The sequence below is a fragment of the Streptomyces sp. NPDC102278 genome, from assembly GCF_044766345.1.
Taxonomy (GTDB): Bacteria; Actinomycetota; Actinomycetes; order Streptomycetales; family Streptomycetaceae; genus Streptomyces.
Genome location: NZ_JBIWLV010000004.1, coordinates 92,215 through 116,274 on the forward strand (window position 1 = coordinate 92,215; position 24,060 = coordinate 116,274).

General features: G+C 73.6%; 20 protein-coding genes and 1 pseudogene. 11 read left to right on the plus strand and 10 right to left on the minus strand.

Going from position 1 to position 24,060, the window contains the following annotated elements; genetic code table 11:
- Positions 1 to 99: 99 nt before the first annotated feature.
- A complete protein-coding gene (locus tag ACIRO3_RS12690) occupies positions 100 to 1,155 on the minus strand; it encodes an Lrp/AsnC family transcriptional regulator (RefSeq protein WP_404135509.1) in 1,056 nt (351 codons plus the stop codon).
- 129 nt (positions 1,156 to 1,284) lie between these two features.
- Between ACIRO3_RS12690 and ACIRO3_RS12695 the strand changes: the two genes are divergently transcribed.
- Together ACIRO3_RS12695 and ACIRO3_RS12700 are read left to right on the plus strand one after the other, a co-directional pair.
- Entirely contained in the window at positions 1,285 to 3,261 is a 1,977-nt protein-coding gene (locus ACIRO3_RS12695; RefSeq protein WP_404135512.1) for an ATP-binding protein, read from the plus strand.
- 121 nt (positions 3,262 to 3,382) lie between these two features.
- Positions 3,383 to 4,516, plus strand: a complete 1,134-nt coding sequence (locus tag ACIRO3_RS12700; protein WP_404135515.1) for a saccharopine dehydrogenase — start codon at positions 3,383 to 3,385, stop codon at positions 4,514 to 4,516.
- A 106-nt stretch (positions 4,517 to 4,622) separates the two neighbouring features.
- Here the strand turns inward: ACIRO3_RS12700 and ACIRO3_RS12705 are convergent, their stop codons facing one another.
- From ACIRO3_RS12705 to ACIRO3_RS12720, 4 genes are all read right to left on the minus strand, one after another.
- Positions 4,623 to 5,813 (minus strand): GDSL-type esterase/lipase family protein, encoded by a 1,191-nt coding sequence (locus tag ACIRO3_RS12705; protein ID WP_404135518.1) that lies wholly within the window; start codon positions 5,811 to 5,813, stop codon positions 4,623 to 4,625.
- 351 nt (positions 5,814 to 6,164) lie between these two features.
- Entirely contained in the window at positions 6,165 to 7,784 is a 1,620-nt protein-coding gene (gene aceB / locus ACIRO3_RS12710) for a malate synthase A (protein ID WP_365997471.1), read from the minus strand.
- A 274-nt stretch (positions 7,785 to 8,058) separates the two neighbouring features.
- Positions 8,059 to 8,673, minus strand: a complete 615-nt coding sequence (locus tag ACIRO3_RS12715) for an NTP transferase domain-containing protein (RefSeq protein ID WP_404135522.1) — start codon at positions 8,671 to 8,673, stop codon at positions 8,059 to 8,061.
- Positions 8,637 to 8,822: a hypothetical protein gene (locus tag ACIRO3_RS12720; protein WP_404135525.1), complete on the minus strand. Its 186-nt coding sequence runs from the start codon at positions 8,820 to 8,822 to the stop codon at positions 8,637 to 8,639. The genes ACIRO3_RS12715 and ACIRO3_RS12720 overlap by 37 nt, the downstream gene beginning before the upstream one ends.
- Before the next feature lie 88 nt (positions 8,823 to 8,910).
- On the opposite strand from ACIRO3_RS12720, the gene ACIRO3_RS12725 reads away from it, so the two are divergent.
- On the plus strand, positions 8,911 to 10,398 hold the full coding sequence (locus ACIRO3_RS12725) for a PLP-dependent aminotransferase family protein (RefSeq protein ID WP_404135528.1): 1,488 nt from the start codon (positions 8,911 to 8,913) through the stop codon (positions 10,396 to 10,398).
- A 177-nt stretch (positions 10,399 to 10,575) separates the two neighbouring features.
- Positions 10,576 to 11,440: pseudogene (locus tag ACIRO3_RS12730) on the plus strand (enoyl-[acyl-carrier-protein] reductase FabV); the annotation flags it as partial.
- Positions 11,441 to 11,524: 84 nt separating this feature from the next.
- Here the strand turns inward: ACIRO3_RS12730 and ACIRO3_RS12735 are convergent.
- Together ACIRO3_RS12735 and ACIRO3_RS12740 are read right to left on the minus strand one after the other, a co-directional pair.
- Positions 11,525 to 12,154, minus strand: coding sequence for a response regulator (locus tag ACIRO3_RS12735; RefSeq protein ID WP_404135531.1), 630 nt, complete (start codon positions 12,152 to 12,154; stop codon positions 11,525 to 11,527).
- On the minus strand, positions 12,154 to 13,335 hold the full coding sequence (locus ACIRO3_RS12740) for a sensor histidine kinase (RefSeq protein ID WP_366148221.1): 1,182 nt from the start codon (positions 13,333 to 13,335) through the stop codon (positions 12,154 to 12,156). The genes ACIRO3_RS12735 and ACIRO3_RS12740 overlap by 1 nt, the downstream gene beginning before the upstream one ends.
- Positions 13,336 to 13,469: 134 nt before the next feature.
- On the opposite strand from ACIRO3_RS12740, the gene ACIRO3_RS12745 reads away from it, so the two are divergent.
- Together ACIRO3_RS12745 and ACIRO3_RS12750 are read left to right on the plus strand one after the other, a co-directional pair.
- On the plus strand, positions 13,470 to 14,555 hold the full coding sequence (locus ACIRO3_RS12745) for an ABC transporter permease (protein ID WP_404135536.1): 1,086 nt from the start codon (positions 13,470 to 13,472) through the stop codon (positions 14,553 to 14,555).
- A complete protein-coding gene (locus ACIRO3_RS12750; RefSeq protein ID WP_404135539.1) occupies positions 14,552 to 15,235 on the plus strand; it encodes an ABC transporter ATP-binding protein in 684 nt (227 codons plus the stop codon). The genes ACIRO3_RS12745 and ACIRO3_RS12750 overlap by 4 nt, the downstream gene beginning before the upstream one ends.
- 124 nt (positions 15,236 to 15,359) lie before the next feature.
- Here ACIRO3_RS12750 and ACIRO3_RS12755 read toward each other — a convergent pair whose 3' ends face one another.
- Positions 15,360 to 16,163, minus strand: a complete 804-nt coding sequence (locus ACIRO3_RS12755) for an IclR family transcriptional regulator (protein WP_361772774.1) — start codon at positions 16,161 to 16,163, stop codon at positions 15,360 to 15,362.
- Positions 16,164 to 16,490: 327 nt separating this feature from the next.
- Here ACIRO3_RS12755 and allB point away from each other — a divergent pair, with 327 nt between their 5' ends.
- Complete coding sequence (gene allB, locus ACIRO3_RS12760) at positions 16,491 to 17,834, plus strand: allantoinase AllB (protein ID WP_366148220.1); 1,344 nt, start codon at positions 16,491 to 16,493, stop codon at positions 17,832 to 17,834.
- 2 nt (positions 17,835 to 17,836) lie between these two features.
- The gene (gene alc / locus ACIRO3_RS12765) at positions 17,837 to 18,964 is read left to right on the plus strand and encodes an allantoicase (protein ID WP_361772768.1); all 1,128 of its coding nucleotides are present in this window, start codon (positions 17,837 to 17,839) and stop codon (positions 18,962 to 18,964) included.
- 117 nt (positions 18,965 to 19,081) lie between these two features.
- Here alc and ACIRO3_RS12770 read toward each other — a convergent pair whose 3' ends face one another.
- Entirely contained in the window at positions 19,082 to 19,813 is a 732-nt protein-coding gene (locus ACIRO3_RS12770) for an SDR family oxidoreductase (protein ID WP_365997477.1), read from the minus strand.
- A gap of 206 nt (positions 19,814 to 20,019) precedes the next feature.
- Between ACIRO3_RS12770 and ACIRO3_RS12775 the strand changes: the two genes are divergently transcribed.
- The 3 genes from ACIRO3_RS12775 to ACIRO3_RS12785 all read left to right on the plus strand — a co-directional run bounded on the left by ACIRO3_RS12775 (position 20,020) and on the right by ACIRO3_RS12785 (position 22,929).
- Positions 20,020 to 20,634, plus strand: a complete 615-nt coding sequence (locus ACIRO3_RS12775) for a dihydrofolate reductase family protein (protein ID WP_404135545.1) — start codon at positions 20,020 to 20,022, stop codon at positions 20,632 to 20,634.
- A gap of 135 nt (positions 20,635 to 20,769) precedes the next feature.
- Positions 20,770 to 21,690, plus strand: coding sequence for a DMT family transporter (locus ACIRO3_RS12780; protein ID WP_404135547.1), 921 nt, complete (start codon positions 20,770 to 20,772; stop codon positions 21,688 to 21,690).
- A gap of 54 nt (positions 21,691 to 21,744) precedes the next feature.
- Entirely contained in the window at positions 21,745 to 22,929 is a 1,185-nt protein-coding gene (locus ACIRO3_RS12785) for a cytochrome P450 (RefSeq protein WP_361772756.1), read from the plus strand.
- Between the two features lie 29 nt (positions 22,930 to 22,958).
- Here ACIRO3_RS12785 and ACIRO3_RS12790 read toward each other — a convergent pair whose 3' ends face one another.
- On the minus strand, positions 22,959 to 23,963 hold the full coding sequence (locus ACIRO3_RS12790) for a Gfo/Idh/MocA family oxidoreductase (RefSeq protein ID WP_366148217.1): 1,005 nt from the start codon (positions 23,961 to 23,963) through the stop codon (positions 22,959 to 22,961).
- Positions 23,964 to 24,060: the final 97 nt, after the last annotated feature.

Sequence of the window (24,060 nt, forward strand, 5' to 3'; positions counted from 1 at the left end):
GCCGCGGCCGGCGCGGGGGGGCCGGCCGCCCCCCCCCCCCGCCCCGCGGCGGCCCCCCCCCCCCCCCCCCCCCCCCCCCGCGCCCGTTCCCCGGCGGCCTCAGGCCGCGCGCGCCGGCTCCGTCCAGATGTCCGGGAGCACCGTACGGACGCGTCGTCCCTCCTGGTCCAACTCCTGTGCCTCCGACTTGCGCACGTGGAGCGCCACCGCCGAGTCGGTGACCCGCATCGCCGGCAGCCGCCGCGAGAGGTCCGAGGTGTAGCGGGACAGCTCCGCTATCGTGCGCAACCGCGCACTGATCATGAAGTTCCAGGGCCCGCTGACGGACATGCAGGTCCGGGTCTCGCGTAACCCGATCGCCGCCGCCGCGCAGTCGGCCACCTCGTGCTCGGGCACCTCCGCCCAGAGGGTCGCCGACACCGGCCACCCCGAGACCCCCGAGGCCATCGCGCAGCTGTAGCGCAGGCCCTGCCCCGCCTCCAGCCGGCCCAGCCGGCGGCGGACCGTGGACTCGCTCATGCCGACCTCCCGCGCCAGCGAGGCCACGCTGCGCCGCGCGTCCGAGGCCAACGCCAGGACCAGCGGGCGGTCCTCCTCGGTCATGCTCGTCGGCGCCGGCCCGGCGGTGGCGACCGACGCCGCGGAGCGCCGGGTCCGCCCGGTCAACAGATCGATCTGGAGCGGGGTCAGTTGGTCCAGCCGCCACCGGTCGGGGGCGCTGTGCACCGCCGTCACCATCGACGAGCGGGTCGCTCCCACCCCGGGGATCCGCTGGACCCGGAAGGACAGGTAGCGGTACAGCGTGTGCAGGTTCGGAACGGCCACGAACGCCAACAGGTCCCGCGCGCCCGTGGTGTGTTGCACGCCGAGCGTGTGCGGGTCCCCGACCAGGGCCTCGCCGACCGCGGGGGCGGTGCCGGCGGCGCAGGTCACCTCCACCCAGGCCATGCAGGGCGACTGGTTGCCCGTGCGCAGCCCCAGCCCCGATATCCAGGCCTCGCCGGCCCCCGTCATGCGCTCCCAGCGGCGGGCCAGGGTGTCGGGGCGGGCGCCGAGCACCGGTCCCAGCCGCTCCCAGCTCGCCCGGGGGGCGAGCTGGAGTGCGTGGACGAGCGCCCGGTCGGTGTCGTCCACGGCGGAAATGGCCGCGTGCATACCTTCTCCCTGGTGGTTCTCCCGGTCGCGGGTCGGAAGACCGGACTTTCCGCAGATCATCTCTCTTTGTGCGCCGAACCGATGAATCCACCGGTTGTGCGCGGAGTTCAGGACGTCGCGGGAGGACGCGTGGGGGACCCCGAAGCGTGTGCGCGCCGCACGGTGCCCGCGGAGTTGTCCGGTTTCGTCGGCCGGGACCGGGAGACGGCGGCCACCGCCCGACTGCTGGCCGCCGGACGGCTGGTCACCCTCACCGGGCCGGCCGGCATCGGCAAGACCCGGCTCGCCGTGCGCGCCGTACGCGGCCTGACCTCCGGCGCCGGCGCCGACACGGTCTGGGTGGACCTGTCCACGCTGCCCGCCTCACGTCGGGCGGTGCTGGAACACGAGTTGATCCACGGGCTCGACGGCCGCGAGGTGCTGCTGGTGCTCGACGGCTGCGAGCAACTGGGCGGCGGTGCGGCGGGGTTGGTGCGGGACCTGATGGCCTGGCTGCCCCGGGCCCGGATCCTGGCGACCTCCCAACGCCGGCTCGACCTTCCGGGGGAGGCCGAGTTGGCCGTACCGCCTCTGTCCCTGCCCGCCGAACCGCGGGATCCCGCCGCGCGGCAGCCGGCCGCCGCGATCGTCGGCTCCGCCGCCGTGCGGCTGTACGAGCAACGCGCGCGCGGCGCCGACCCCCTCTTCGAGCTCACCGACGCCAACGCCGCCGCCGTCGCCGCCCTGTGCCGGGCCCTGGACGGGATCCCCGGGGCGCTGGAACTCGCCGCCGGGCGCGCGCACCGCTACCCGCCCCTGGAAGCCCTGCGCCGACTCGGCGCCGACCCGCTGACCTTCCTCGCCGGCGGCGCCGGCCGCGCCGGCCGCGTGGACGCCGAACGCACCCACCGGCTGGCCTCGCCGGCCGAACGCCTCCTGTGGGAACGGCTCTCCGTCTTCGCCGGCGCCTTCGACGCGGCTGCGGTCGCCGACGTGTGCGGGTTCGGCGAGCTGACCCCCGCCTCGGCCGTGCGGGCCCTGGCCGGACTCGCCCCCGCCCTGCTCACGGACGAGGAGCACCCCGGGCGCCACCGGATGCCCCTGTCCGTCCGCGCGCACGCGGCCATGCGCCTCGCCCGCCGCCCGGGCGACGACGGTACGACCGTCGCCCTGCGCCATCAGGAACGATGTCGCACGCTCGCGTCACGCGCGGCGCGGCTGTGGCACGGCGGCGCGCAGAGCGAGGCACGCGCCCTGGCCCTGGCCGAACTCCCCGAGCTGCGGGCCGCGATGAACCCGCTCGTCGCCGGCCCGGGCGCCGCCCTGGAGCTCGCCGTGACCCTGTGGTTCCTCTGGTCGGCCTGCGGGCTCCCGGGGGAGGGCCGGTGCCACCTGGAACGCGCCCTCGCCCTGCACCCGCGGCCCCGGCCGGCCCGCGCCCTGTGGCTGACGGCCTGGCTGACGGCGAGCCTCGGCGGTACGGACGGCGCGGACCCGCTGCTGGTCGAGGGCTGGAGCGCCGCCGTACAGGAAGGGCAGGACGCCTGCCTGGCCCACCTCGCGCACGTCCGCGGCACGATCGCGCTGTGGGAGGGCCGCCACGAGACCGCCGTCGCCGAGTACCGCGAGGCCCTGGAACTGCTGCCCGCCGGGCCCGTGTCCGGGCCCGGCCGGGAAGCGCTCCGGGCCGCCCTCGCCCTGGCCCTCGCGCACGTCGATCCGTGCGCCGATCCATCGGCGGAGCCGCTGGGCGATCCGCCCGGCGGGCGACCCGACCCGTGGGCCCGGTCCTGGGCGAGCCACGCCGCGGCCGTGCGCCTGGCCCGCCAGGGTCGTACCGGGGCGGCCCGTACCGAGGTGACGCGCGCGCTGGAGACGCAGGCGGCCCTGGGGGACCGGACCGGCCAGGCCCTCTCGGCGGAGCTGCTGGCCGAGTTGGAGGCGACCGAGGGCCGGTACGCGCGGTCCGCCCGCCTGCTCGGTTCGGTCGCCGGCGCCCGTCCGGCCGCCGCCCGCCCGCCGCGCGCCCTGGACGTCCTGGGGGGCCGGATGACCGAGGAGCGACTCCTGACGGCGTACGCGGAGGGCGCACGGATCGGGCCGCGAGCGCTGCTGCCCGAGTTCTGAGCCCCCGTTCCCGCTGCCGCGCTCCTTGCCGAACGGCTCCGGCGAAACGACTCTGATGGTCGGTCACATGTTGCACGCGGGCGTCCGTCGAGGCGTCCTGAGCAGACAGGTGGTACCGCCGATGGCAGATGTGCCGCAGTTGTGGATGCGCAACGAGACACGCCTCACCGAACGAAGGGCCCCGCTCACCCCACAGGACGCGGGCCGGCTGGTCCGGCAGGGCGTACGACTCACCGTGGAGGACTCAGACCACCGGGTCTTCCCCCTCGCCGCGTACGTGGACGCCGGTTGCCGCGCCGCGCCCGCCGGATCCTGGGCGCAGGGGGCCGCGCCCGGGTCGGCGTACATCCTCGGCCTCAAGGAACTCCCGCCGACACCGGAGCGGTTGCACCACCGACACGTGTACTTCGGGCACGCGTACAAGGGCCAGGCCGAGGCCCCGGCGCTGCTGGAACGGTTCGCGGCGGGCGGTGGGACCCTGCTCGACCTGGAGTACCTGGCCGACGCCCAGGGGCGCAGACTCGCCGCCTTCGGCTACTGGGCGGGCTACGTGGGCGCGGCGCTGGCCGTACTGCAGGCGCGCGGGCTGCTCGAAGGCCCGCTCGCACCGATGCCCCGGGCCGAACTCGACCGCCGATTACGCGCCTCGCGGGCCGTCCCCCCGCCCGACGGGGTACAGCTGCGGTCCGTCGTGATCGGCGGGTACGGGCGCAGCGGACGCGGCGCCCGCGACGCCCTGGTCACCGCCGGTGTACGGGTCACCCGGTGGGACCGCACCGACACCGCCCGCCTGGACCGGGCCGCCCTCCTCGGATGCGACGTCCTGGTCAACGCGGTGCTCACCACCCGACCCGCGCCGCCCTTCCTCACACCCGCCGACCTGGACGGCGACCCGGGCCCCGACGGGCGGCGGCTCTCGGTGATCGCCGACATCACCTGCGACACGGGTTCGCCGCTGCACCTGCTGCCCGTCTACGACCGGCTCACCGACTGGGCGACGCCGGCCCGCCGGCTGGTCGACGGCCTGCGGCCGCTCGACGTCATCGCCATCGACAACCTGCCGTCCCTGCTCCCGGCCGAGGCGGCCCAGGCGTTCTCGGCGGACCTGCTGCCCAAACTGCTGGCCCTGGGGACGGGCACCCCGGACCCCGACTGGCTGCGCTGCCGGGCGGCCTTCAGCGAGGCGATGACCACGCTGCAGCCGGTCCCGGTCCCGGTCCCGGACCACGACGCGGACGAACAACCCGCCGCGTAGGCCATGCCGTCGAGCGTGCCCCCCGGGCGCGGAACCCGGGCCTCGCGGCCCGCGGGTTCCGCGCCCCTCACGCGCGGCGCGCGGGGCGCCACTTTGACGACAGGGCCTACGGGGCGGGCGTCAGGTACATCCCGCCCTGGTCGGCCCCGGCGGTGTTCTTGCAGCTGTCCCGGGAGGTGGCCGGTCGGGCCGCAGCCAGGGCCAGGCAGCGCCCGACGGCCAGTTGTCCGAAGTGGTTCGGGTGCATGGACTCCTGGATCAGCCCCTGTGTCTCGCTGCTGTCGATCCAGCGCGCCCACTCGCTCGTCCGGGCGGACGCGGCCGTCGTGGAGGTCACCTGCCTGCCGGCCTTCGCGCACACCTCGCGCCCCTGCATCATGTCCCGCAGGTCCAGGAACTGCACGCCCTTGGCGGCGGCCACCGCGCCCAGGCGATCGGCGATCTGCGGCACCAGCGCGTCCCGCGCCCAGTCCGAGTCCCGGTTCCAGAAGGGGCAGCCACCGGAGTTCAACCGGCTCCAGTCGCTCTGCGGGTACCGGTTCTCGGCGCCCCGCGGGATCGGCGAGGGGTAGGACTGCAGGACGACGCGGTACGAGGAGTCCGCGTACCCGGCGCCGCGCATCACCGCCCGGATCTCGTCGACGGACTTGCCCACCTTGGCCATCACCGCGTCCATCTTCGCGTCGACGCCCTCCTGTTGGTCGTCGTGACAGTAGGAGCCCCAGAGGACGAAGTCGTAGGCGCACTCCTCGATGATGTCGGCGAAACCGAGGTCGTTCCCGCCGATGGACAGCACGATCACCTTCACGTCGTGGCTCGCGGCCACACCGGCGAGTTGATCGGCCTGCGGGGCCTCGCCCTTGAAGGCCACCCCGCCGTTGGACGCCCGGAACACGTTGTCCGACACCGCACCGGAACACGCCAGGTTCACGGCCACGTCGGCGATCGGCCCGGCGCTGCGCACCTCGGCCGAGTCCGACCGGTGGCAGCCGCCGGCGGTGGCGCCGTACACCTTGGCGGGATCGTACGAACCGCCGCTGACCCAGGCCCGGTCGGTGCCGTTGCGGCTGCCGCCGTTGGTCAGGCTGTTGCCCTTCCACCGGCCGGCCTCGCCGGAGATGTAGCTGTCGCCCAGGGAGACCACGGCGGTGGGCCCGTTGCCCGGGCTCGCCGCGGACGTTCCCGCCCCGCCGGTCGCGAGCGCGGCGGCGGTGAGGGGGAGGACCAGCGCGGCCCCGGCCAGTCGTCGCACACGACTGCCGGTCCGGCTCTTGCTGACGTTGCGGAATCCGATCACTGCGGAACTCCTGCGGTCTGCCACGCCGATGCCCGGAGGAACTCCGGTGCACGGCTGGGGAAGTGGGGATTACCGCCGGCGCCGGTGGCATCGGAAAGGTGACACGCGGCCGCATGTTACCGCTAGGTACGCGCAGATCACGATGAGGTAACGCCCGATCGTTCGGTCGGGTGCACCGCCTTGGGGAGGGGTGGGTGGCGCGCGTTCGCGAAGGACGGGTGGCGCGTGTTCGGGAAGGCCGGGTGGCCCTTGTTCGGGCGCGGAAAAGGCCCCGCCCCCGGGCCCTGGGGGCGGCGGGGGCGGGGCTTTCGTGCTCGGCTGCTGTGCGTTTCAGCCGAAGACGGGGGTGGGTCAGCCGGTGAGCTGGTCGTACGCGGGGAGAGTGAGGAAGTCCGCGTAGTCGGCGTCGAGGGAGACCTGGAGCAGCAGGTCGTGGGCCTGCTGCCACTTGCCGGCGGTGAAGGCCTCCTCGCCGACCTCGGCGCGGATGGCGGCCAGTTCCTCGGTCGCGATCGTGCGGGTCAGCTCGGCCGTGGCCGTCTCGCCGTTCTCGAAGACGACGCCGGCGTTGATCCACTGCCAGATCTGCGAGCGGGAGATCTCGGCGGTGGCCGCGTCCTCCATCAGGCCGAAGATGCCGACGGCGCCCAGGCCGCGCAGCCACGCCTCGATGTAACGGATGCCGACCTGGACGGCGTTGCGCAGCCCCTCGTAGGTGGGCTTCGCGTCGAGCGAGTCGATGGCGATGAGCTCGCCCGGGGCCACCGAGACGTCCTCGCGCAGCCGGTCCTTCTGGTTGGGCTTGTCGCCGAGCACCGCGTCGAAGGAGGCCATCGCGATCGGGACCAGGTCGGGGTGGGCGACCCAGGAGCCGTCGAAGCCGTCGCCCGCCTCGCGGTCCTTGTCCGCCTTGACCTTCTCGAACGCGACCTTGTTGACCTCGGCGTCCTTGCGGGACGGGATGAAGGCCGCCATGCCGCCGATGGCGTGGGCGCCGCGCTTGTGGCAGGTCTTGACCAGCAGCTCGGTGTACGCCCGCATGAAGGGGGCGGTCATCGTCACCGCGTTGCGGTCCGGCAGGACGAACTTCTCGCCGCCGTCGCGGAAGTTCTTCACGATGGAGAAGAGGTAGTCCCAGCGGCCCGCGTTCAGGCCGGCCGCGTGGTCCTTGAGCTCGAAGAGGATCTCTTCCATCTCGTAGGCCGCGGTGATGGTCTCGATCAGGACGGTCGCGCGGACGGTGCCCTGCGGGATGCCGACGTAGTCCTGCGCGAAGACGAAGATCTCGTTCCACAGGCGGGCCTCGAGGTGCGACTCCGTCTTCGGCAGGTAGAAGTACGGGCCCTTGCCGAGGTCGATCAGGCGCCGGGCGTTGTGGAAGAAGTACAGGCCGAAGTCGACGAGGGAACCGGAGGCCGGGCCCCCCTCGAAACGCAGGTGGCGCTCCTGGAGGTGCCAGCCGCGCGGCCGCATCACGACGGTGGCGAGCTGCTCGGCGGGCTTCAGCGCGTACGCCTTGCCCGTGCGGGAGTCGGTGAAGTCGATGCGGCGCTCGTAGGCGTCGATCAGGTTCAGCTGGCCGAGGACGACGTTCTCCCAGGTGGGAGCGGAGGCGTCCTCGAAGTCGGCGAGCCAGACCTTGGCGCCCGAGTTCAGGGCGTTGATGGTCATCTTGCGGTCCGTCGGACCGGTGATCTCCACACGGCGGTCGTTCAGCGCGGCCGGGGCCGGCGCGACCTTCCAGTCTCCCTCGCGGACCTGTGCGGTGTCCGGGAGGAAGTCGAGGGTGGAGGTCCGGGCGATCTCGGCGCGGCGCTCGCCGCGTCGGGCGAGGAGTTCCGCGCGGCGGGGGGCGAACCGCCGGTGGAGCTCGGCCACGAAGGCGAGGGCCGCTTCGGTGAGGACCTCGTCCTGCCGGGGCAGGGGCTCGGCGTCGACGATGGCCAGCGGGGACGGCGCTGGTGCGGACATATCTGTCACTCCTTCAGCGGCGGTGCCTGGCGGCCGCGGGGGAATGCTCGCGCGAGACGGCACGCAGTGCCGTCGGGTGTGGAGAGTTCCGCAATACGGTCGCGGGCGCCGTCTGTGGGTTCAGGGCGCTTCTGACCAGTGGATAGTAATTTCCTCATGGTGGAAGTTCAATGGTTTGTTGATGTCGAGATTCTCCGGGTCGACAGATTCCGCCGATCGGTGGCCCTCGGTGCCATGGCGGTCACGCCCCGCTGCTTCCCGCCGGCCAGCCGATTCATGCGAGTCGGGCCAGGTCGGGCGGCGTGTCGATGTCGAAGGCCTCCGCGACGTCCCCGCACTCCACCAGCGTGACCTCCCCGGCGTGCCGCTTGAGGTGGACCCGCGCGCCCTGGTCACCGGTCGCGGTCCGCGCGATGTCCGCCCAGCGGTCCGCCCCGAACAGCACCGGATGGCCCCGCTCGCCGTCGTACGCCGCCGCCGCGAGGCTCGCGCGCGAGCGGTACGCCGCCAGCACCCGGGCCACCGCCGCCGGCCCGATGCCCGGCTGGTCCACCAGGGAGACCAGAACCGCGTCCGCCCCCGCCCCGGCCAGGGAGGCGAGCCCGACGCGCAGCGAGGACCCCATGCCCTCGGTCCAGTCCGGGTTGTCCACCACCACGCAACCCGTCAGGTCGGCGCGCTCGCGCACCTCGGCCGCCGAGGCACCGAGCACCACGTGGAGCGGGCCGCAGCCCGCCTCGCGCAGGACGCGGACGGCGTTCTCCACGAGCGGGCGGCCGTGGTGGGGGAGCAGCGCCTTGGGGCGACCGCCGAGACGGCGACCGCCCCCGGCGGCGAGCAGCAGGCCGGCGATCACCGGGGCGGGGCCGTGGGTCGTGTGGTCAGACATGACAGCGATTCTCGCTCCTGGACCCGGCCCCGCGGGCGCCGCGCCAGGATCCATCGCACCGCGTCCGCCACGGCGCTCAGGTTCAGCGGCTCGGAGATCCGCTGTTCGGCGGCGCTCACCCGGGCCCGTTCGTCGCGGTCGGTCTGCATGTCGGTGTCTCCTTGCCAATCAGGGGCCAATGCGGGGAGTCTGGTCCCTGATTGGCCTGGCCGGCAGAGCCAATCGGGGGAGGTTGGCATGGCGAACGGTCCAGTGGTCCAGACGGCGGACAGAACCATCGGCAGCCGCCGGCTCGCGGCGCTGCTGCCCGCCGAGGTGCTGGCGCGCCCCGGCTACCGCTCGCTCGCCGACGCCCTGCGCACCCTGGTCCTCGACGGCCGCATCGCCCTGCGCGTCCGGCTGCCCGCCGAACGCGAACTCGCCGCGGCCATCGGCGCGAGCCGGGCCACCGTCACCGGCGCCTACGACCTGCTGCGCGAGAGCGGTTACGTACGCAGCCGACGCGGCTCCGGGACCTGGACCGAGCTGCCCGAGGGCCACGGGCCCGTGGGCGCCCACCTGCTCATCGGCGCCGGCGGATACCGCTCGGACGGCGACCCCGGCATCGACCTCGCCATCGCCGCCATGGGCGCCCCCGAGGGCAGCCTGGAAGCCGCTCTGGCCTGGGCCGCGCCCCGGCTGCCCGCGGTGGCGCGGACCCCCGGCTACCACCCCTTCGGCCTGCCCGACCTGCGCACGGCCGTGGCGGAACGCTTCACCCGGCGCGGGCTGCCCACCCGGCCCGAGCAGATCCTCGTCACGGCGGGCGCCCAGCAGGCCTTCGCCCTGGTCGTCGGCCTGCTGTGCGGGGCGGGGGACCGGGTCGTCACCGAGAACCCGACCTACGCCAACGCGCTCGACGCCCTGCGGCACGCCCGCCTGCGCACCGCGTCGATCGCCGTGTCCGACGCGGGCTGGGACATGGAGATCGCGGAGTCCACACTGCGCCAGACCGTGCCGAGACTGGCGTACGTGATCCCCGACTTCCACAACCCGACGGGCTCGCTGATGCCGGAGGAGGACCGGCGCCGGCTGCTGGAGGCCACCCGGCGCACCGGGACCTGGCTGGTGGTCGACGAGACCATCGCCGACATCGCCCTGGACGTGCCCCCACCCGCCCCGCTGGCCTCCCTCGCACCGCGCGGGGGAGCGGACCACGTGGTGACCATCGGGTCACTGAGCAAGACCCACTGGGGCGGGCTGCGCGTCGGCTGGATCCGTGCCTCCGCCAAGATGATCGCCGAGCTGACGGCCGTGCGGGTCGCGGCCGACATGACCGGATCGGTCCTGGACCAACTCGTCGCGCTGCCGCTGCTGGAAGGGCTCGACGCGTCGCTCCCGACGCGCCTCGGGCAGTTGCGCGAGCGCCGGGAGGCCCTGGTGCGCTCCCTCGAACGGCACACCCCGGAGTGGTCCTGGCAACTGCCGCCGGGCGGCCTCTCGCTCTGGGTGGACCTCGGGGAACCGGTCAGCTCCGCGCTCTCGGAACGCGCCGCCGCCGCCGGCGTCCACATCGGGCGCGGGGCCCGCTTCGGGGTGGACCCGGGAACCTTCGAACACCGCCTGCGCATCCCGTACACGCTCCCGCCGGACCGCCTGGACGAGGGCGTCCGCCGGCTCGCGGCCGCCTTCCACGACGGGGTGCCGCTGCCCCCGTCGGTGGAACGGCCGTACTGGGTCGCGTGAGACGAGCCGCTCGTACGGTGCGGGCCGGGCGGCCGACGCGCGGGGATGGAACAGTTCACCGCCGCCAGAGCCAGGGGGAACCCCTCCAAGCCCGGCCGGACATCGTTGTGCCGGTCAAGATCACCGTGTTCGTCCGCACGGCCGCAGACTTGCGGGACGCGGTGGCGCCGTGGCGGCGGCGACGCGTTCGGCGACACGATGAAGGAGCAGGTCGCCGACCTCCTCGCCGAGCGGTTCGGGGGACGACTCGACTTCTGGATCTACTCGGTGGCCGCGCCTCGCCGCACCGACCCGGACACCGGCGACACGTACGCCGCGGTCCTCAAGCCGATCGGCTCGCCGTCCACCACCAAGACCCTCGTCTTCGACGAGCACGGCGCCCCGGAGGTCAAGGAGGTCACCACCACGCCGGCCGAGGGCGAGGACATCGAACAGACCGTGGCGGTCATGGGCGGCGCCGACTGGGAACGGTGGATCACGTTCCTGGCCGACCGGTCCCTGCTCGCCGACGGCTTCACCACCGCCGCCCTGTCCTACATCGGCTCGCCGCTCACCGCGGCGATCTACCGGGAGGGCACCATCGGCGCGGCGAAGTCCCATCTGGAAGCCACCGCGCGCAGGTCTCGGCAAGACCCCGGGAGGCCGGGCCGTGACCTCGGTCAACGCCGCCGCCGTCACCCAGTCCTCCACCGCCATCCCCGGCATCGCCCTGTACGTCGGGCTGCTGCGCGGCGTCCTCGGCGACGCCATGGTTGCCCCGATCGGCCAACTGGTGCAGCTCTGGGACCAGTTGACCGGCATCCGCCCCCTCGCCATCGACGACGAGGGCCGCATCCGCCTCGACACCTGGGAACTCGACCCCGCCGTACAGAGCGCCGTCGCCGAACGCTGGAACACCGCCACGGGCGACACCATCGCCGAACTCGCCGACCTCGACTGGTTCGGTGACGAAGTCCGCCGCCTCCACGGCTTCTCCGTCCCGGGCATCGACTACACCGCCGCGGTCGACCCCGACACCCCCTGGCCCGCGGCCACCCCCTGACCCGCGCCACGAACCCCCACGACGCCCACGACCGCCCCGACGACGACCCCGCGCCCCCGGCCCTCGAAAGCCGCGCGCCCCGCCCTACGGCGTGCGGATCAGCCGGCGGGTGGCGGCCGTGGCGACCGCCGCGGTACGGGAGTCGACGCCGAGCTTGGCGTAGACGTGCACCAGGTGCGACTTGACCGTGGCCTGGCTGAGGAAGAGCCTCTTCGAGATCTGCTGGTTCGACAATCCGTCCGCCACCAGCTGGAGCACCTCCAGCTCACGCTTCGTCAGCGCCTGCGCCGGCATCCGCATCCGGTCCATCAGCCGCAACGCCACCGCCGGGGCCAGCGCCGACTGGCCGGCCGCCGCCGTGCGGACCGCCGCCGCCAGCTCCTCCGGCGGGGCGTCCTTCAGCAGGTAACCCGAGGCGCCCGCCTCCACGGCGGCCAGGATGTCCGCGTCCGTGTCGTAGGTGGTCAGCACCAGCACCCGGGGGGCGTCGGGCCGGGCCGTGATCAGGGCCGTGGCCTGCGAACCGTGCATCCCGAGCCCGAACTGGAGGTCCATCAGGACCACGTCCACCCCCGCCGAGGCGGCCAGCTCCACCGCCTGCTCGGCGGTGGCGGCCTCCGCGACCACCGCGAAGTCCGCCTCGGTGTCCAGCACCGCGCGCAGCCCCGCGCGGACCACCGGGTGGTCGTCGGCGAGCAGCAGCCGGATCGTCATCAGAGCGCCTCCGCGGGCAACGGCAGGGTGACGGCCACGGCGGTGCCCTGGCCCGGGGCGGACTCGACGGTGAACAGCCCGCCCAGCGTCTCGGCCCGCGAGCGCATCGCCGGCAGGCCGAAACCGCCCTCGCCCGACGGCGCGGACGAGGGATCGAAGCCCAGGCCGTCGTCCACCACGTCCAGGGTGACCGAGGTGTCCATGAAGGTCAGGGTGATCTCCGCGCGGCCGGCGCGGGCGTGCCGCACCACATTGGCCAGCGCCGACTGCGCGATCCGCAGCAGGGCCACCTCGTACGGGGTGGGCAGGATCCGCGGGCCGCCGCTCAGCGAGAAGCGCACCCGCGGCCCGGGGGCCGCGGAGCAGAGCCGCTCCAGCGCCGCGGCGAGCGAGCCGTGCTCCAGGTCGGGGGGCGTCAGGGCCCGGACGAAACGGCGCGCCTCGGCGAGGTTGTCCTGCGCGGCCTCCCGGGCCCGGCCGATGTGCTCCAGCGCGGGCGCGCCGGCGGGGAGGGACCGCTCGGCGGCACGCAGCAGCAGGTGGATCGAGCTCAGGCCCTGGGCGAGGGTGTCGTGGATCTCCCGGGCGAGGCGTTCGCGTTCGGCCAGGATCCCCGCGCCCCGCTCGGCGGCGGCCAGCTCGGCCCGGGTGGTGATGAGTTCCTCGATCAGCTCCCGGCGGCGTTCGCTCTCCCGGTACAGGGCCTGGTAGCCGAGGACCGTGGCCACCGCGACGGCCCCGCCCAGCAGCGGGCCGAGGAAGGCCCCCGGGGTGGGGGTGCTGCTGTGCGCGAGGAACCCGCCGATCGCCGCGCAGGCCGTGACGGCGACGGCCGCGACCCCCCAGCGCAGCCGCAGCAGGTGCAGTTCGAGGAAGTACAGCGGGAAGGCGATCCACAGTCCGTCCGGGGAGAGCACGAGCAACGCGACCCAGGTGGCGCCGAGCAGCGCCAGCCACACCGCTCCGGCGCGCGGCGAGCGGCGCACCACGGGCGCCAGGGCGCCCGCCGCGTACACGGCGGCGAACAGCGCGCACGCGGCGACCACCCGCCCGGCGTGGGGCACGTCGTCGGCGACGGCGCGTCCGGCGGCCAGCGCGAGCAGCCCGCACAGCAGCGCGTGCAGGCACAGGCGCAGGACGCGGGAGACGGGGGTCAGGGGGCGGGATTCGGGAGCAACCATGGCCCGACCAGCGTAAGTGGGGGCTCGGCGCCCCCGGTCAACCAAAAGATTGATGTCCGGGACGTCCCTTCGACACGAGGATCCCTCCTGTGGCGCGATGCCGCGTGTCCACGGGGAACACCAAGGTGGGGGACATGTTCGTCGCATGGAGAGATCTACGGTTCGCCAAGGGCCGCTTCGCCCTCATGGGCTCGGTCGTCGTGCTCGTCACCCTGCTGGTCGGCCTGCTGTCCGGACTCACCTCCGGACTGGCCCGGGAGAACATCTCGGCGATCACCGCACTGCCCGCCTCGCACCTGTCGTTCGCGGCGCCCGCCGGGGACCAGGAGGTGTCCTTCACCAACTCGCAGATACCCGAGAAGGCCTGGCTGGCCTGGCGGGAGCGGCGCGGCGTCGCATCGGCGGAGCCGATCGGCATCCGCACCACCAACGCCGTCTCCGGTGAGCGCACCGCGGCCGTCTCGGTCTTCGGCGTCCACTCCGCGGGCCCGCTCGCCCCGCGCGGCTCCGGACTCACCCAGGGGCAGGTGGTCCTGACCGAGAAGGCCGCCGGGGAACTCGGCGGGCTCACCGCCGGCGCCAAGCTCAGGATCGGCCCGCTCGAACTGTCCGTCGCGGCCGTCTCCGGCACGGCCTCCTTCAGCCACACCCCGGTCGTCTGGATGGACCTCGACGACTGGCAGCGCGTCGGCAACCCCGGTACCTCGATCGACACCCTCGCCACCGTCATCGCCCTGGACGCGTCCGGAGCCGACCTCGCCGCCGGGGACGCGAGCGCCGGCACCCGGACCGCGACCGTCGACGACGCGCTGTCCGCGATCGGCTCGTACACCTCGGAGAACGGCTCGCTCCAGCTGATGCGCGGCTTCCTCTTCGCCATCTCCGCCCTGGTCACAGGGGCTTTCTTCACGGTGTGGACGATCCAGCGCGGCGGGGACGTCGCCGTGCTGAAGGCACTGGGTGCCTCCACCCCGTACCTGCTGCGGGACGCCCTCGGTCAGGCCGTGGTGATGCTCGCCGTCGGAACCGGCCTCGGTACGGCCCTCGCCGCCGTCATCGGCGCGCTGATCAGCGGCGGCGACGTGCCCTTCGTGCTCGACGCGGCCACCGTGCTGGTCCCCGCCGCGGTCATGATCGCGCTCGGCGCGCTCGGGGCCGCCCTGTCCATCCGGCGGATCACCGCCGTAGACCCGCTGACCGCACTCGGGAGCGCCCGATGACCCTGCTCGTCCACGACGTCACGCTCACCTACCCCGACGGCGACGGCCGGCTCACCGCCCTCGACGCGGTCGCCCTGGAGGCGCCGGCGGGCACCCTGACCGCCGTGACGGGCCCCTCGGGCTCCGGCAAGTCCAGCCTGCTCGCGGTCGCCGCCACCCTGATCGCCCCGGACGCGGGCCGGGTGGTCGTCGCGGGCCGGGACACGGCCCGGCTCAGCGCCGCGCAGAAGTCCGCGCTGCGCCGGGAGGAGATCGGCATCGTCTTCCAGCAGCCCAACCTGTTGGCCTCGCTCACGGCCGCCGAGCAGCTCCAGGTGATGGCCCACCTGTCGGGCCGCCCGCCCAAGCGGCTGCGCCGCCGGGCCCTGGACCTGCTGGACGCCGTGGGCCTGGCCGACAAGGCCGACAAGCGCCCGCACCAGCTCTCGGGCGGGCAGCGCCAGCGCGTCAACATCGCCCGCGCCCTGATGCACGAGCCCGCCGTGCTGCTGGTGGACGAGCCCACCAGCGCCCTGGACCACGAGCGGGGGGCGGCCGTACTGGACCTCCTGGTCACCCTCACCCGCGAGCGGTCCACCGCCACGGTGCTGGTCACCCACGACCACGCCCACCTGGAGCGCATGGACCGCACGATGACGATGGCCGACGGCCGGCTCACGGAGACGGCCCGCGCCCTCTGACGCCCGAGGGCCCCGCCCGGGCCACCGTCCGACGCGGGACGGGCCCGGGCCGCCGCCCGATGGACGAAGGCCCCGGGCCGCCCCCTTCGAGAAGGGCGGGCCGGGGCCTTCGCGCGGTGGGTCCCTACGCGGGATTCTGGCTCTGCAGGGCCACCGACAGCTCGGCGGCGATCCCCTGGAGGATCGGCACGATCGAGTCCGTCAGCGCCTCGGTCACCCGGCCCGCGGGGCCCGAGATGGAGATCGCGGCGGCGGTCGGGGAGTTCGGCACCGACACGGCCAGGCAGCGGACCCCTATCTCCTGCTCGTTGTCGTCGACCGCGTAACCCGCCTTGCGGACCTTCTCCAGGGCGTCCAGGAAGCCCTCGGGCGTGGTGATGGTCTTCTCTGTCGCGGCCGGCATCCCGGTGCGGGCCAGCAGCGCGCGCACCTCGTCCGCGGGGGTGTACGCGAGCAGCGCCTTGCCCACGCCCGTGGAGTGCGGCAGCACCCGGCGGCCCACCTCCGTGAACATGCGCATGGAGTGCTTGGACGGCACCTGGGCGACGTAGACGATCTCGTCCCCGTCGAGCAGGGCCATGTTCGCGGTCTCGCCGGTCTCCTCGACGAGCCGCGCGAGGTAGGGACGGGCCCACGTGCCCAGCAGGCGCGAGGCGGATTCGCCGAGACGGATCAGCCGGGGGCCGAGGGAGTACCGTCGGTTGGGCTGCTGCCGGACGTAACCGCACGCCACGAGGGTGCGCATGAGGCGGTGGATGGTGGGCAGCGGCAGGCCGCTGGCGGCGGAGAGCTCGCTGAGGCCGACTTCGCCCCCGGCATCGGCCATGCGTTCGAGCAGATCGAAGGCGCGCTCAAGGGACTGGACGCCACCGCCGGCGGCGGTGGGCTTGGCGGAAGCGTCGGTGGTGCTGGCGCTGGACGTCGGCACGGGCGCGGTCCTTTCGGTACTGGCAGGCAAGGAATCAGCCTACCGGTCGGTCGGCGTCGGCCCTAGAGCCGGGGCTCGGCCGTCCGCGCCGGTCAGAGGGGGTTTGTCCCGGTGGTGGACGTCCCCCGAAGTCAACCGCACGGCTCCCGATGGTGGTAGCTACATTCTGGATAGTGAAATCTTAATTCCATCCTGTGGAAACATCCAATTGTGCCGCGCAGGGCTGGGTGGTCTGTCCGGGCGCTCTTGACTGGCCCCGGATCGGGGTGAAGACTCCGTCAACAGAACGTTGAATTTCGCTCTGTGGAAGTAGATGGGGAGGTTCCGGTGGCCGACGCGGCTGTGGAACTGGTACTGCGCTCGACGCGTGTCATCACCCCCGAGGGGACGCGCGCCGCCTCGGTGGCCGTCGCCGGCGGGAAGATCACGGCCGTGTCGGCGTACGAGGCCGAGGTACCGGCCGGAGCCCGGCTGGAGGACTTCGGCGACGACGTCCTGCTCCCCGGCCTGGTCGACACCCACGTCCACGTGAACGACCCGGGCCGCACCGAGTGGGAGGGCTTCTGGACCGCCACCCGCGCGGCCGCCGCCGGAGGCATCACCACGATCCTCGACATGCCGCTGAACTCCCTGCCGCCGACCACCACGGTCGACAACCTCCGCGTCAAGCAGGAGGTCGCCCGCGCCAAGGCGCACGTGGACGTCGGCTTCTGGGGCGGCGCGCTCCCGGACAACGTCAAGGACCTGCGCCCGCTGCACGACGCCGGCGTCTACGGCTTCAAGTGCTTCCTGTCGCCCTCCGGCGTGGACGAGTTCCCCGAGCTCGACCAGGAGCAACTGGCCACGTCCCTCGCCGAGATCACCGGCTTCGGCGGCCTGATGATCGTGCACGCGGAGGACCCGCACCACCTGGACTCCGCGCCGCAGACCCCCGGCCCGAAGTACGCCGACTTCCTCGCCTCCCGCCCGCGCGACGCCGAGAACACCGCCATCGGGAACCTGATCGCCCAGGCGAAGCGACTGAACGCCCGGGTGCACGTGCTGCACCTGTCCTCCTCCGACGCGCTGCCGCTGATCGCCGCCGCCAAGGCCGAGGGCGTGCGGGTCACCGTGGAGTCCTGCCCGCACTACCTCACCCTGACGGCCGAGGAAGTCCCGGACGGCGCGAGCGAGTTCAAGTGCTGCCCGCCCATCCGCGAGTCCGCCAACCAGGACCTCCTGTGGGACGCGCTCGCCGACGGCACCATCGACTGCATCGTCTCCGACCACTCGCCCTCCACCGCGGACCTGAAGACGAACGACTTCGCCACCGCGTGGGGCGGCATCTCCTCCCTCCAGCTGGGACTCCCCGCGATCTGGACCGAGGCGCGCCGGCGCGGCCGCACCCTCGAGGACGTCGTGCGCTGGATGTCCGCCGCCCCCGCCGCCCTCGCCGGGCTGTCCGACAAGGGCGCGATCGAGGTCGGCCGCGACGCGGACTTCGCCGTCCTGGCACCCGAAGAGACCTTCACCGTGGATCCCGCGGAACTGCACCACCGCAACCGGGTCACGGCGTACGCGGGCAAGACCCTGCACGGCGTCGTGAAGTCCACCTGGCTGCGCGGCACGCAGATCGCCGACCACGGCACCCCGAACGAGCCCACGGGCCGACTCCTCGAAAGGCAGAACTGACAGTGGCACAGCGTTCAACTGGACCGGCCTCCTTCACCGGCAACGCGAACCCGTACGGAGGCGGCGACCCGTACGCGGACTACCGCACCGCGGACTTCCCCTTCACGCAGTACGCGAACCTCGCGGCCCGTGAGCTGGGCGCCGGTGTCATCGAAGCCAACGACGAGTTCTTCGCCCAGCGCGAGAACCTGCTGATCTCCGAGGCCGCCCACTTCGACCCCGAGGACTTCGGGCACAAGGGCAAGGTCATGGACGGCTGGGAGACCCGCCGTCGCCGCGGCGTCTCCGCCACGCAGCCCTGGCCCACCGCCGAGGACCACGACTGGGCGCTCGTACGCCTGGGCGCCCCCGGCGTCATCCGCGGCATCATCGTCGACACCGCCCACTTCCGCGGCAACATGCCGCAGGCCGTGTCGGTGCAGGGCGCCTCGGTCAAGGGCTCCCCGACCGCCGAGGAACTCCTCTCCGACGACGTCAAGTGGACGACCCTCGTCGAGCGCACCCCGGTCGGCGGCCACGCCGCCAACGGCTTCGAGGTGAACGTCGAGCAGCGCTTCACGCACCTGCGCGTCAACCAGCACCCCGACGGCGGCATCGCCCGCCTGCGCGTCCACGGCGAGGTCGTCACCGACCCGAAGTGGCTCGCCGCGCTGGGCACCTTCGACGTGGTCGCCCTGGAGAACGGCGGCTCGGTGCAGGACGCGTCCAACCGCTTCTACTCCCCGCCGACCAACACCATCAACCCGGGCCGCTCCCGCAAGATGGACGACGGCTGGGAGACCGCCCGTCGCCGTGACAACGGCAACGACTGGATCCGCTACCAGCTCGTCGCCGACTCCGAGATCCGCGCCGTCGAGATCGACACCGCCTACCTCAAGGGCAACTCGGCCGGTTGGGCCTCTCTCTCCATCAAGTCGGGCGAGGAGGGCGAGTGGACGGAGTTCCTGCCGCGCACCCGCCTGCAGCCGGACACCAACCACCGCTTCGTGCTGGACGCCCCGGCGGTCGGCACCCACGTCCGGATCGACATCTTCCCGGACGGCGGCTTCTCCCGCCTGCGCCTGTTCGGCTCGCTGACGGAGGCCGGCGCCGCCGCGCACGCCGCCCGCCACCAGGAGCTCGGCGGCTGACGCCGACCCGGTGACCGCCCCGGGGGCCGACACCCCCGGGGCCTGTACCGACCGCCCACGGGGCGCGCCGTCGATGGTGCGCCCCGTCGGCCTTTCCCGTCCCGGTGTGCGGGGCCCCTACGCCGCGTGGCCGCCGTCCACCGAGAACTCGGCGCCGGTGACGTACGCGGCGTCCGCCCCCGCGAGGAAGGACACCATGGCGGCCACCTCCGCCGGGGTCCCGAAGCGGCCGAGGGCCGTCATCGAGGCCTGCGGGGCGGAGTAGGGGCCGTCGGCCGGGTTCATGTCGGTGTCCACCGGGCCCGGGTGGACGAGGTTCGCGGTGATCCCGCGTTCGCCGAGTTCCCTGGCGAGCGCCTTGGTCAGACCGGTCAGCGCGGACTTGCTCATCGCGTACAGGGCGCCGCCGGGGCCCGGGACCCGCCGGGTGATGCAGCTGCCGATGGTGATGATCCGCCCGCCGGAGCCCATGCGTCCCGCCGCGGCCTGGGAGGTCAGGAAGACCCCGCGGACGTTCACCGCGAGGACGCGGTCCACGTCCGCGAGGGCGAGCGAGTCGAGCGGGCCGAGCACGCCCACGCCGGCGTTGTTGACCAGCACGTCGAGTCGTCCGAGACCCCGTACGGTCTGCTCCACCGCCCCGGCGGCCTGCGCCGCGTCGCCCGAGTCGGCCCGTACGGCCAGGCCGCGTCGTCCCAGGGCCTCGATCTTGCCGACGACCTCCGCCGCGGAGGTCGCGTCGTCGACGTAGGTGATCGCGACGTCCACGCCGTCCTCTGCCAGGCGCAGGGCCGTGGCGGCCCCGATGCCCCTGCTGCCGCCCGTGACCAGTGCCACTGTGCCGTTCATGTGCGTCCTCCCGTTGTCGGCCGGACCTGTGCGTCCGGCCGTTCCCGTTCCGTAGGTCGTTGCGAGTTCAATGAAACCGGCGGCGGGGGAAGCGGGCCGGCGGGAATCGGACCTCGCGTTCACGCGCGCCGCCGCGATGAGTTCCGGGTGGCCGGGAAGTCTGAACCCGTGTAGCCGGACGGATCTCGAACAAGGAGCGCGGAGCCATGGGCAAGCTGACCCTCACCACCTTCCTCAGCCTCGACGGCGTGATGCAGGCCCCCGGAGGACCGCAGGAGGACACCAGCGGCGGCTTCCGGTACGGCGGCTGGACGGTGCCGTACGCCGACGAGGGGATGGGGGAGTTCATGACGGAGGTCTTCGACCGCGCCGGGGCGTTCCTGCTCGGGCGCCGGACGTACGAGATCTTCGCCGGGCACTGGCCGCGGTACACCGATCCGAACGACCCGATCGCGAGCCGGTTGAACGGTCTGCCCAAGTACGTGCCCTCGACCACCCTCAAGGAGCCCGCGTGGGCCGGGACCACGGTGCTCGACGGCGAGCACCTCCAAGCCGACGTCACGCGGGTCAAGGACAAGCTGGACGGGGAACTCCAGGTGCACGGCAGCGGGGCGCTCGCCCAGTGGCTGTTGGCGCGGGACCTGGTCGACGAGCTGAACCTGCTGGTCTTCCCGGTGTTCCTGGGCGCGGGGCGCCGGCTGTTCCCGACCGGGGGGCTGCCGACCGCCTGCGAGGTGGTCGCCTCCCGCACCACCTCCACGGGCACGGCGATCCACACCTACCGCCCGACGGGCCGGGCCACCTTCGGCTCCTTCGCCTGACCGGCGGGCGGCGGGGCCCGCCCCGCCGCCCGCCGGCGGCAAACCGGTCGACCGGCGTGATCACGCTCGGGTAGCGTGACCACGCCCCGTGCGAGCCGCCGAAGTCTCCACCCGCCTCCTGCCGTTGGAGAACCGGTGTCCACCGTCGCCGCCCCCGCCCCCGCCCCCGTCGCCGCCCCCGGCCGAGCCCGGCTCGCCGACCTGCCGGTCCTGCTCGTCGCCGTCGTCTGGGGCGGCAGCTACCTCGCCGCCAAGGGGATCACCACCACGCACACCGTGATCGCGGTGCTCGTGCTGCGCTTCGCGCTCGTCCTGCCCGTCCTGGTCGTCGCCGGCCGGCGACGCCTGCGCGCGCTGAGCGCCGCCCAACTGCGCGGCGCCGGGGTGCTGGGGCTCGTACTCGGCGGGATCTTCCTGTTGGAGACCTACGGGGTCGTCCACACCTCCGCCACGAACGCCGGGCTGATCATCAGCCTGACCATGATCTTCACCCCGCTGGCCGAGGCCGCCGTACGGCGCGTGCGACCCTCGACCGGATTCCTCGGCGCCGCCGCCGTGTCCGTCGCGGGCGTGGTGCTGCTCACCCAGGGCGCCGGCTTCACCACCCCCGGCCCCGGAGACCTGCTCATCCTCGGCGCGGCCCTCGCCCGGACCCTGCACGTCCTGCTGATGGCCCGGATCAAGGCCGTCCAGGACGCCGACTCGCTCTCCCTCACCACCGTCCAACTCGGCGGCGCGGTCGCGGTGTTCGCCCTCCTCGCCCTGCTGCCCGCAAGCGGCGCGAACCCCTGGGAGACCGCCGCCGGATTCGGCCCCCGGGAGTGGGCGGGGCTCGTCTTCCTGGCCGTCTTCTGCACCCTCTTCGCGTTCTTCGTGCAGATGTGGGCCGTCCGCCGCACCTCGCCCTCCCGCGTCAGCCTGCTGCTGGGCACCGAACCCCTGTGGGCGGCCGCGGCCGGCATCGCCATCGGCGGAGAACGGCTCGGCGCCGCCGGTCTCGTCGGGGTCGCGCTGGTGCTCGGCGGCACCGCCTGGGGTCGGCGCGCGGCAACCTGAACGAATGGCCGAAAGCCGCTCCTTCGACGTCAACCACACGTCTAGGCTGACGACATGCCGGTTCTGGACCTCAGTACGATCGCCGAAGACTTCAACGAAAACCCGTACCCCCATTACGCGCGGTTGCGGGAGATCGCCCCGATCCACCGCGTCAAAGCGGTGGACGGACAGGAAGTCTGGCTCGTCGTCGGTCACGACGAGGCGCGCCAAGCCCTGACCCACCCCGACGTGTCCAAGAACTGGCTGACCTCGGGGCTCTACACCGACCGCGAGAAGACCGCGGCCAGCGCCAACATGATGCGCGCCGACCCGCCCCACCACACCCGGCTGCGCCGGCTGGTCTCCCGCTCCTTCGCCCCCGGCCGGATCGAGACCCTGCGGCCCCGCGTCCAGCAGATCGTCGACGGGCTCCTCGACGAGATGGCCGCCCTGCCCGAGCGCCGCGCCGACCTCATCGACGCCTTCGCCCGGCCGCTGCCCATGACCGTGATCTGCGAACTCCTCGGGATACCGGAAGCCGCCCGGGGCCCCTTCCACGCGTGGGTCACCGAGATCGTCTCGCCGACCGGGGTGGAGGCCGAGAACACCGCCCTGCGCGCGATGACCGCGTACCTGGCCGAGCTGACCGACGCCAAGCTCGCCGAACCGGGCGACGACCTGCTCAGCGACTGGACCACCAGCCGCGGCGAGGACGGGGACCGCCTCTCGCGGCAGGAACTGGTCGCCATGGCCTTCCTGATGATGATCGGCGGCCACGAGACCACCGTGCACCTGATCTCCAACGCGATGCGGGCCCTGTTCGCCCACCCCGACCAGCTCGCGGCCCTGCGCGCCGACCTCGACGGGCTCACCGACGGCGCGGTGGAGGAAGCCCTGCGCTACGACGGACCGGTGGAGACGGCCACCTTCCGCTTCGCCCGCGCCGACCTGGAGCTCGGCGGCGCCCTCATCGAGGCCGGCTCGCCCGTCCTGGTCTCCCTCGCCGGAGCCGACCGGGACCCGGCCCGCTTCGCCGACCCCGACACCTTCGACATCCGCCGCCCCGGCCGCGGCGGCCACATCGCCTTCGGCCACGGCATCCACCACTGCGTCGGCGCCCCCCTGGGCCGACTGGAGGGCCGGATCGCGATCCGCTCGATCCTGGAGCGCTTCCCGGACCTGGAGGAGGAACCGATCGAGCACGCGTGGGTGCCCGGCATCCTGGTCCGGGGCGTCCTGAGCCACCCGGTGCGCTGGTAGCCGGCGGGTCGGCCGGGATGTCGCACGCCCTACAGGTCCGCCAGCTCCTCCAACCGCACGCGGCGCCGCTCCCGACGGGACAGCTCGCACGCCTCCGCGATCCGGAGCGCGGCGAGCGCCTCGCGGCCGTCGCACGGATTGGGTCCCTCGCCACGCACCAGCCGGACGAAGGCCGCCAGCTCCGCCTCGTACGCGGGGGCGAAGCGCTCCAGGAAACCCGTCCACGGCTTGCTCGCCGGGGGCGGGCCGTGCGGCTCGGTCGAGGCGATCGGCGTACGGTCGTCCAGCCCCGTGGAGACCTGGTCCCGCTCCCCGGCGAGCTCCATCCGCACGTCGTACCCGGCGCCGTTGCAGCGGGTGCCGGTACTGCTGACCAGCGTCCCGTCGTCCAGGGTGAGGACGGCCACCGCCGTGTCGACGTCACCGGTCTCCCGGAACACGGCCGGACCCGCGTCCGACCCGGCCGCGTACACCTCGCTCACCTCCCGCCCGGTGACCCAGCGGACCATGTCGAAGTCGTGCACCAGGCAGTCCCGGTACAGGCCCCCGGAGCCGGCCAGATAGGCCGCGGTCGGCGGCGTCGGATCGGCCGTCGTCGTCCGTACGGTGTGCAGCCGCCCCAGCGCGCCCGAACGGACCAGCTCCCGCGCGGCGGCGTAGCCCGCGTCGAAGCGGCGCATGAACCCCAGCTGGAGCACCCCGCCCAGGGCCGTGACCTCGCGCAGCACGTTCAGGGTGCGAGTCAGGTCCGGTGCCACCGGCTTCTCGCAGAACACCGGCAGTCCGCCGCGCACCGCGCGGACGATCAGCTCGGCGTGCCCGTCGGTGGAGCAGCACACGATGACCGCGTCCACGCCCCAGGTGAAGACCTGCTCCACGGTGGGCGCGGCCGTCGCCCCCAGCCGGTCCGCGAGCCGTGCGGCCCGCCCGGGGTCGGCGTCGGCCAGCAGCAGCGAGCCGGCGTCCGGGTGGCGGGCCAGGGCGGCCGCGTGGAACGAGCCGATCCGGCCGGTTCCGATGAGCCCGATGCGCATGCACTCAACGTGACCCCGTATGGGGGACCTGTCAATCCGCCCGCCGATGCCCCGATGGGCTCGCGTGGTCCACTGTGGCGGATACTGGGCGGCTGGA

What these genes read in the sequence shown, in the direction of transcription:
- ACIRO3_RS12790 (WP_366148217.1), bottom strand. Translation starts at nt 23,963, where the DNA reads ATGCGCATCGGGCTCATCGGAACCGGCCGGATCGGCTCGTTCCACGCG.
- ACIRO3_RS12785 (WP_361772756.1), top strand. Translation starts at nt 21,745, where the DNA reads ATGCCGGTTCTGGACCTCAGTACGATCGCCGAAGACTTCAACGAAAAC.
- ACIRO3_RS12770 (WP_365997477.1), bottom strand. Translation starts at nt 19,813, where the DNA reads ATGAACGGCACAGTGGCACTGGTCACGGGCGGCAGCAGGGGCATCGGG.
- ACIRO3_RS12700 (WP_404135515.1), top strand. Translation starts at nt 3,383, where the DNA reads ATGGCAGATGTGCCGCAGTTGTGGATGCGCAACGAGACACGCCTCACC.
- ACIRO3_RS12690 (WP_404135509.1), bottom strand. Translation starts at nt 1,155, where the DNA reads ATGCACGCGGCCATTTCCGCCGTGGACGACACCGACCGGGCGCTCGTC.
- ACIRO3_RS12750 (WP_404135539.1), top strand. Translation starts at nt 14,552, where the DNA reads ATGACCCTGCTCGTCCACGACGTCACGCTCACCTACCCCGACGGCGAC.
- ACIRO3_RS12745 (WP_404135536.1), top strand. Translation starts at nt 13,470, where the DNA reads ATGTTCGTCGCATGGAGAGATCTACGGTTCGCCAAGGGCCGCTTCGCC.
- ACIRO3_RS12720 (WP_404135525.1), bottom strand. Translation starts at nt 8,822, where the DNA reads ATGCAGACCGACCGCGACGAACGGGCCCGGGTGAGCGCCGCCGAACAG.
- ACIRO3_RS12725 (WP_404135528.1), top strand. Translation starts at nt 8,911, where the DNA reads ATGGCGAACGGTCCAGTGGTCCAGACGGCGGACAGAACCATCGGCAGC.
- ACIRO3_RS12715 (WP_404135522.1), bottom strand. Translation starts at nt 8,673, where the DNA reads ATGTCTGACCACACGACCCACGGCCCCGCCCCGGTGATCGCCGGCCTG.
- aceB (WP_365997471.1), bottom strand. Translation starts at nt 7,784, where the DNA reads ATGTCCGCACCAGCGCCGTCCCCGCTGGCCATCGTCGACGCCGAGCCC.
- ACIRO3_RS12775 (WP_404135545.1), top strand. Translation starts at nt 20,020, where the DNA reads ATGGGCAAGCTGACCCTCACCACCTTCCTCAGCCTCGACGGCGTGATG.
- ACIRO3_RS12735 (WP_404135531.1), bottom strand. Translation starts at nt 12,154, where the DNA reads ATGACGATCCGGCTGCTGCTCGCCGACGACCACCCGGTGGTCCGCGCG.
- ACIRO3_RS12740 (WP_366148221.1), bottom strand. Translation starts at nt 13,335, where the DNA reads ATGGTTGCTCCCGAATCCCGCCCCCTGACCCCCGTCTCCCGCGTCCTG.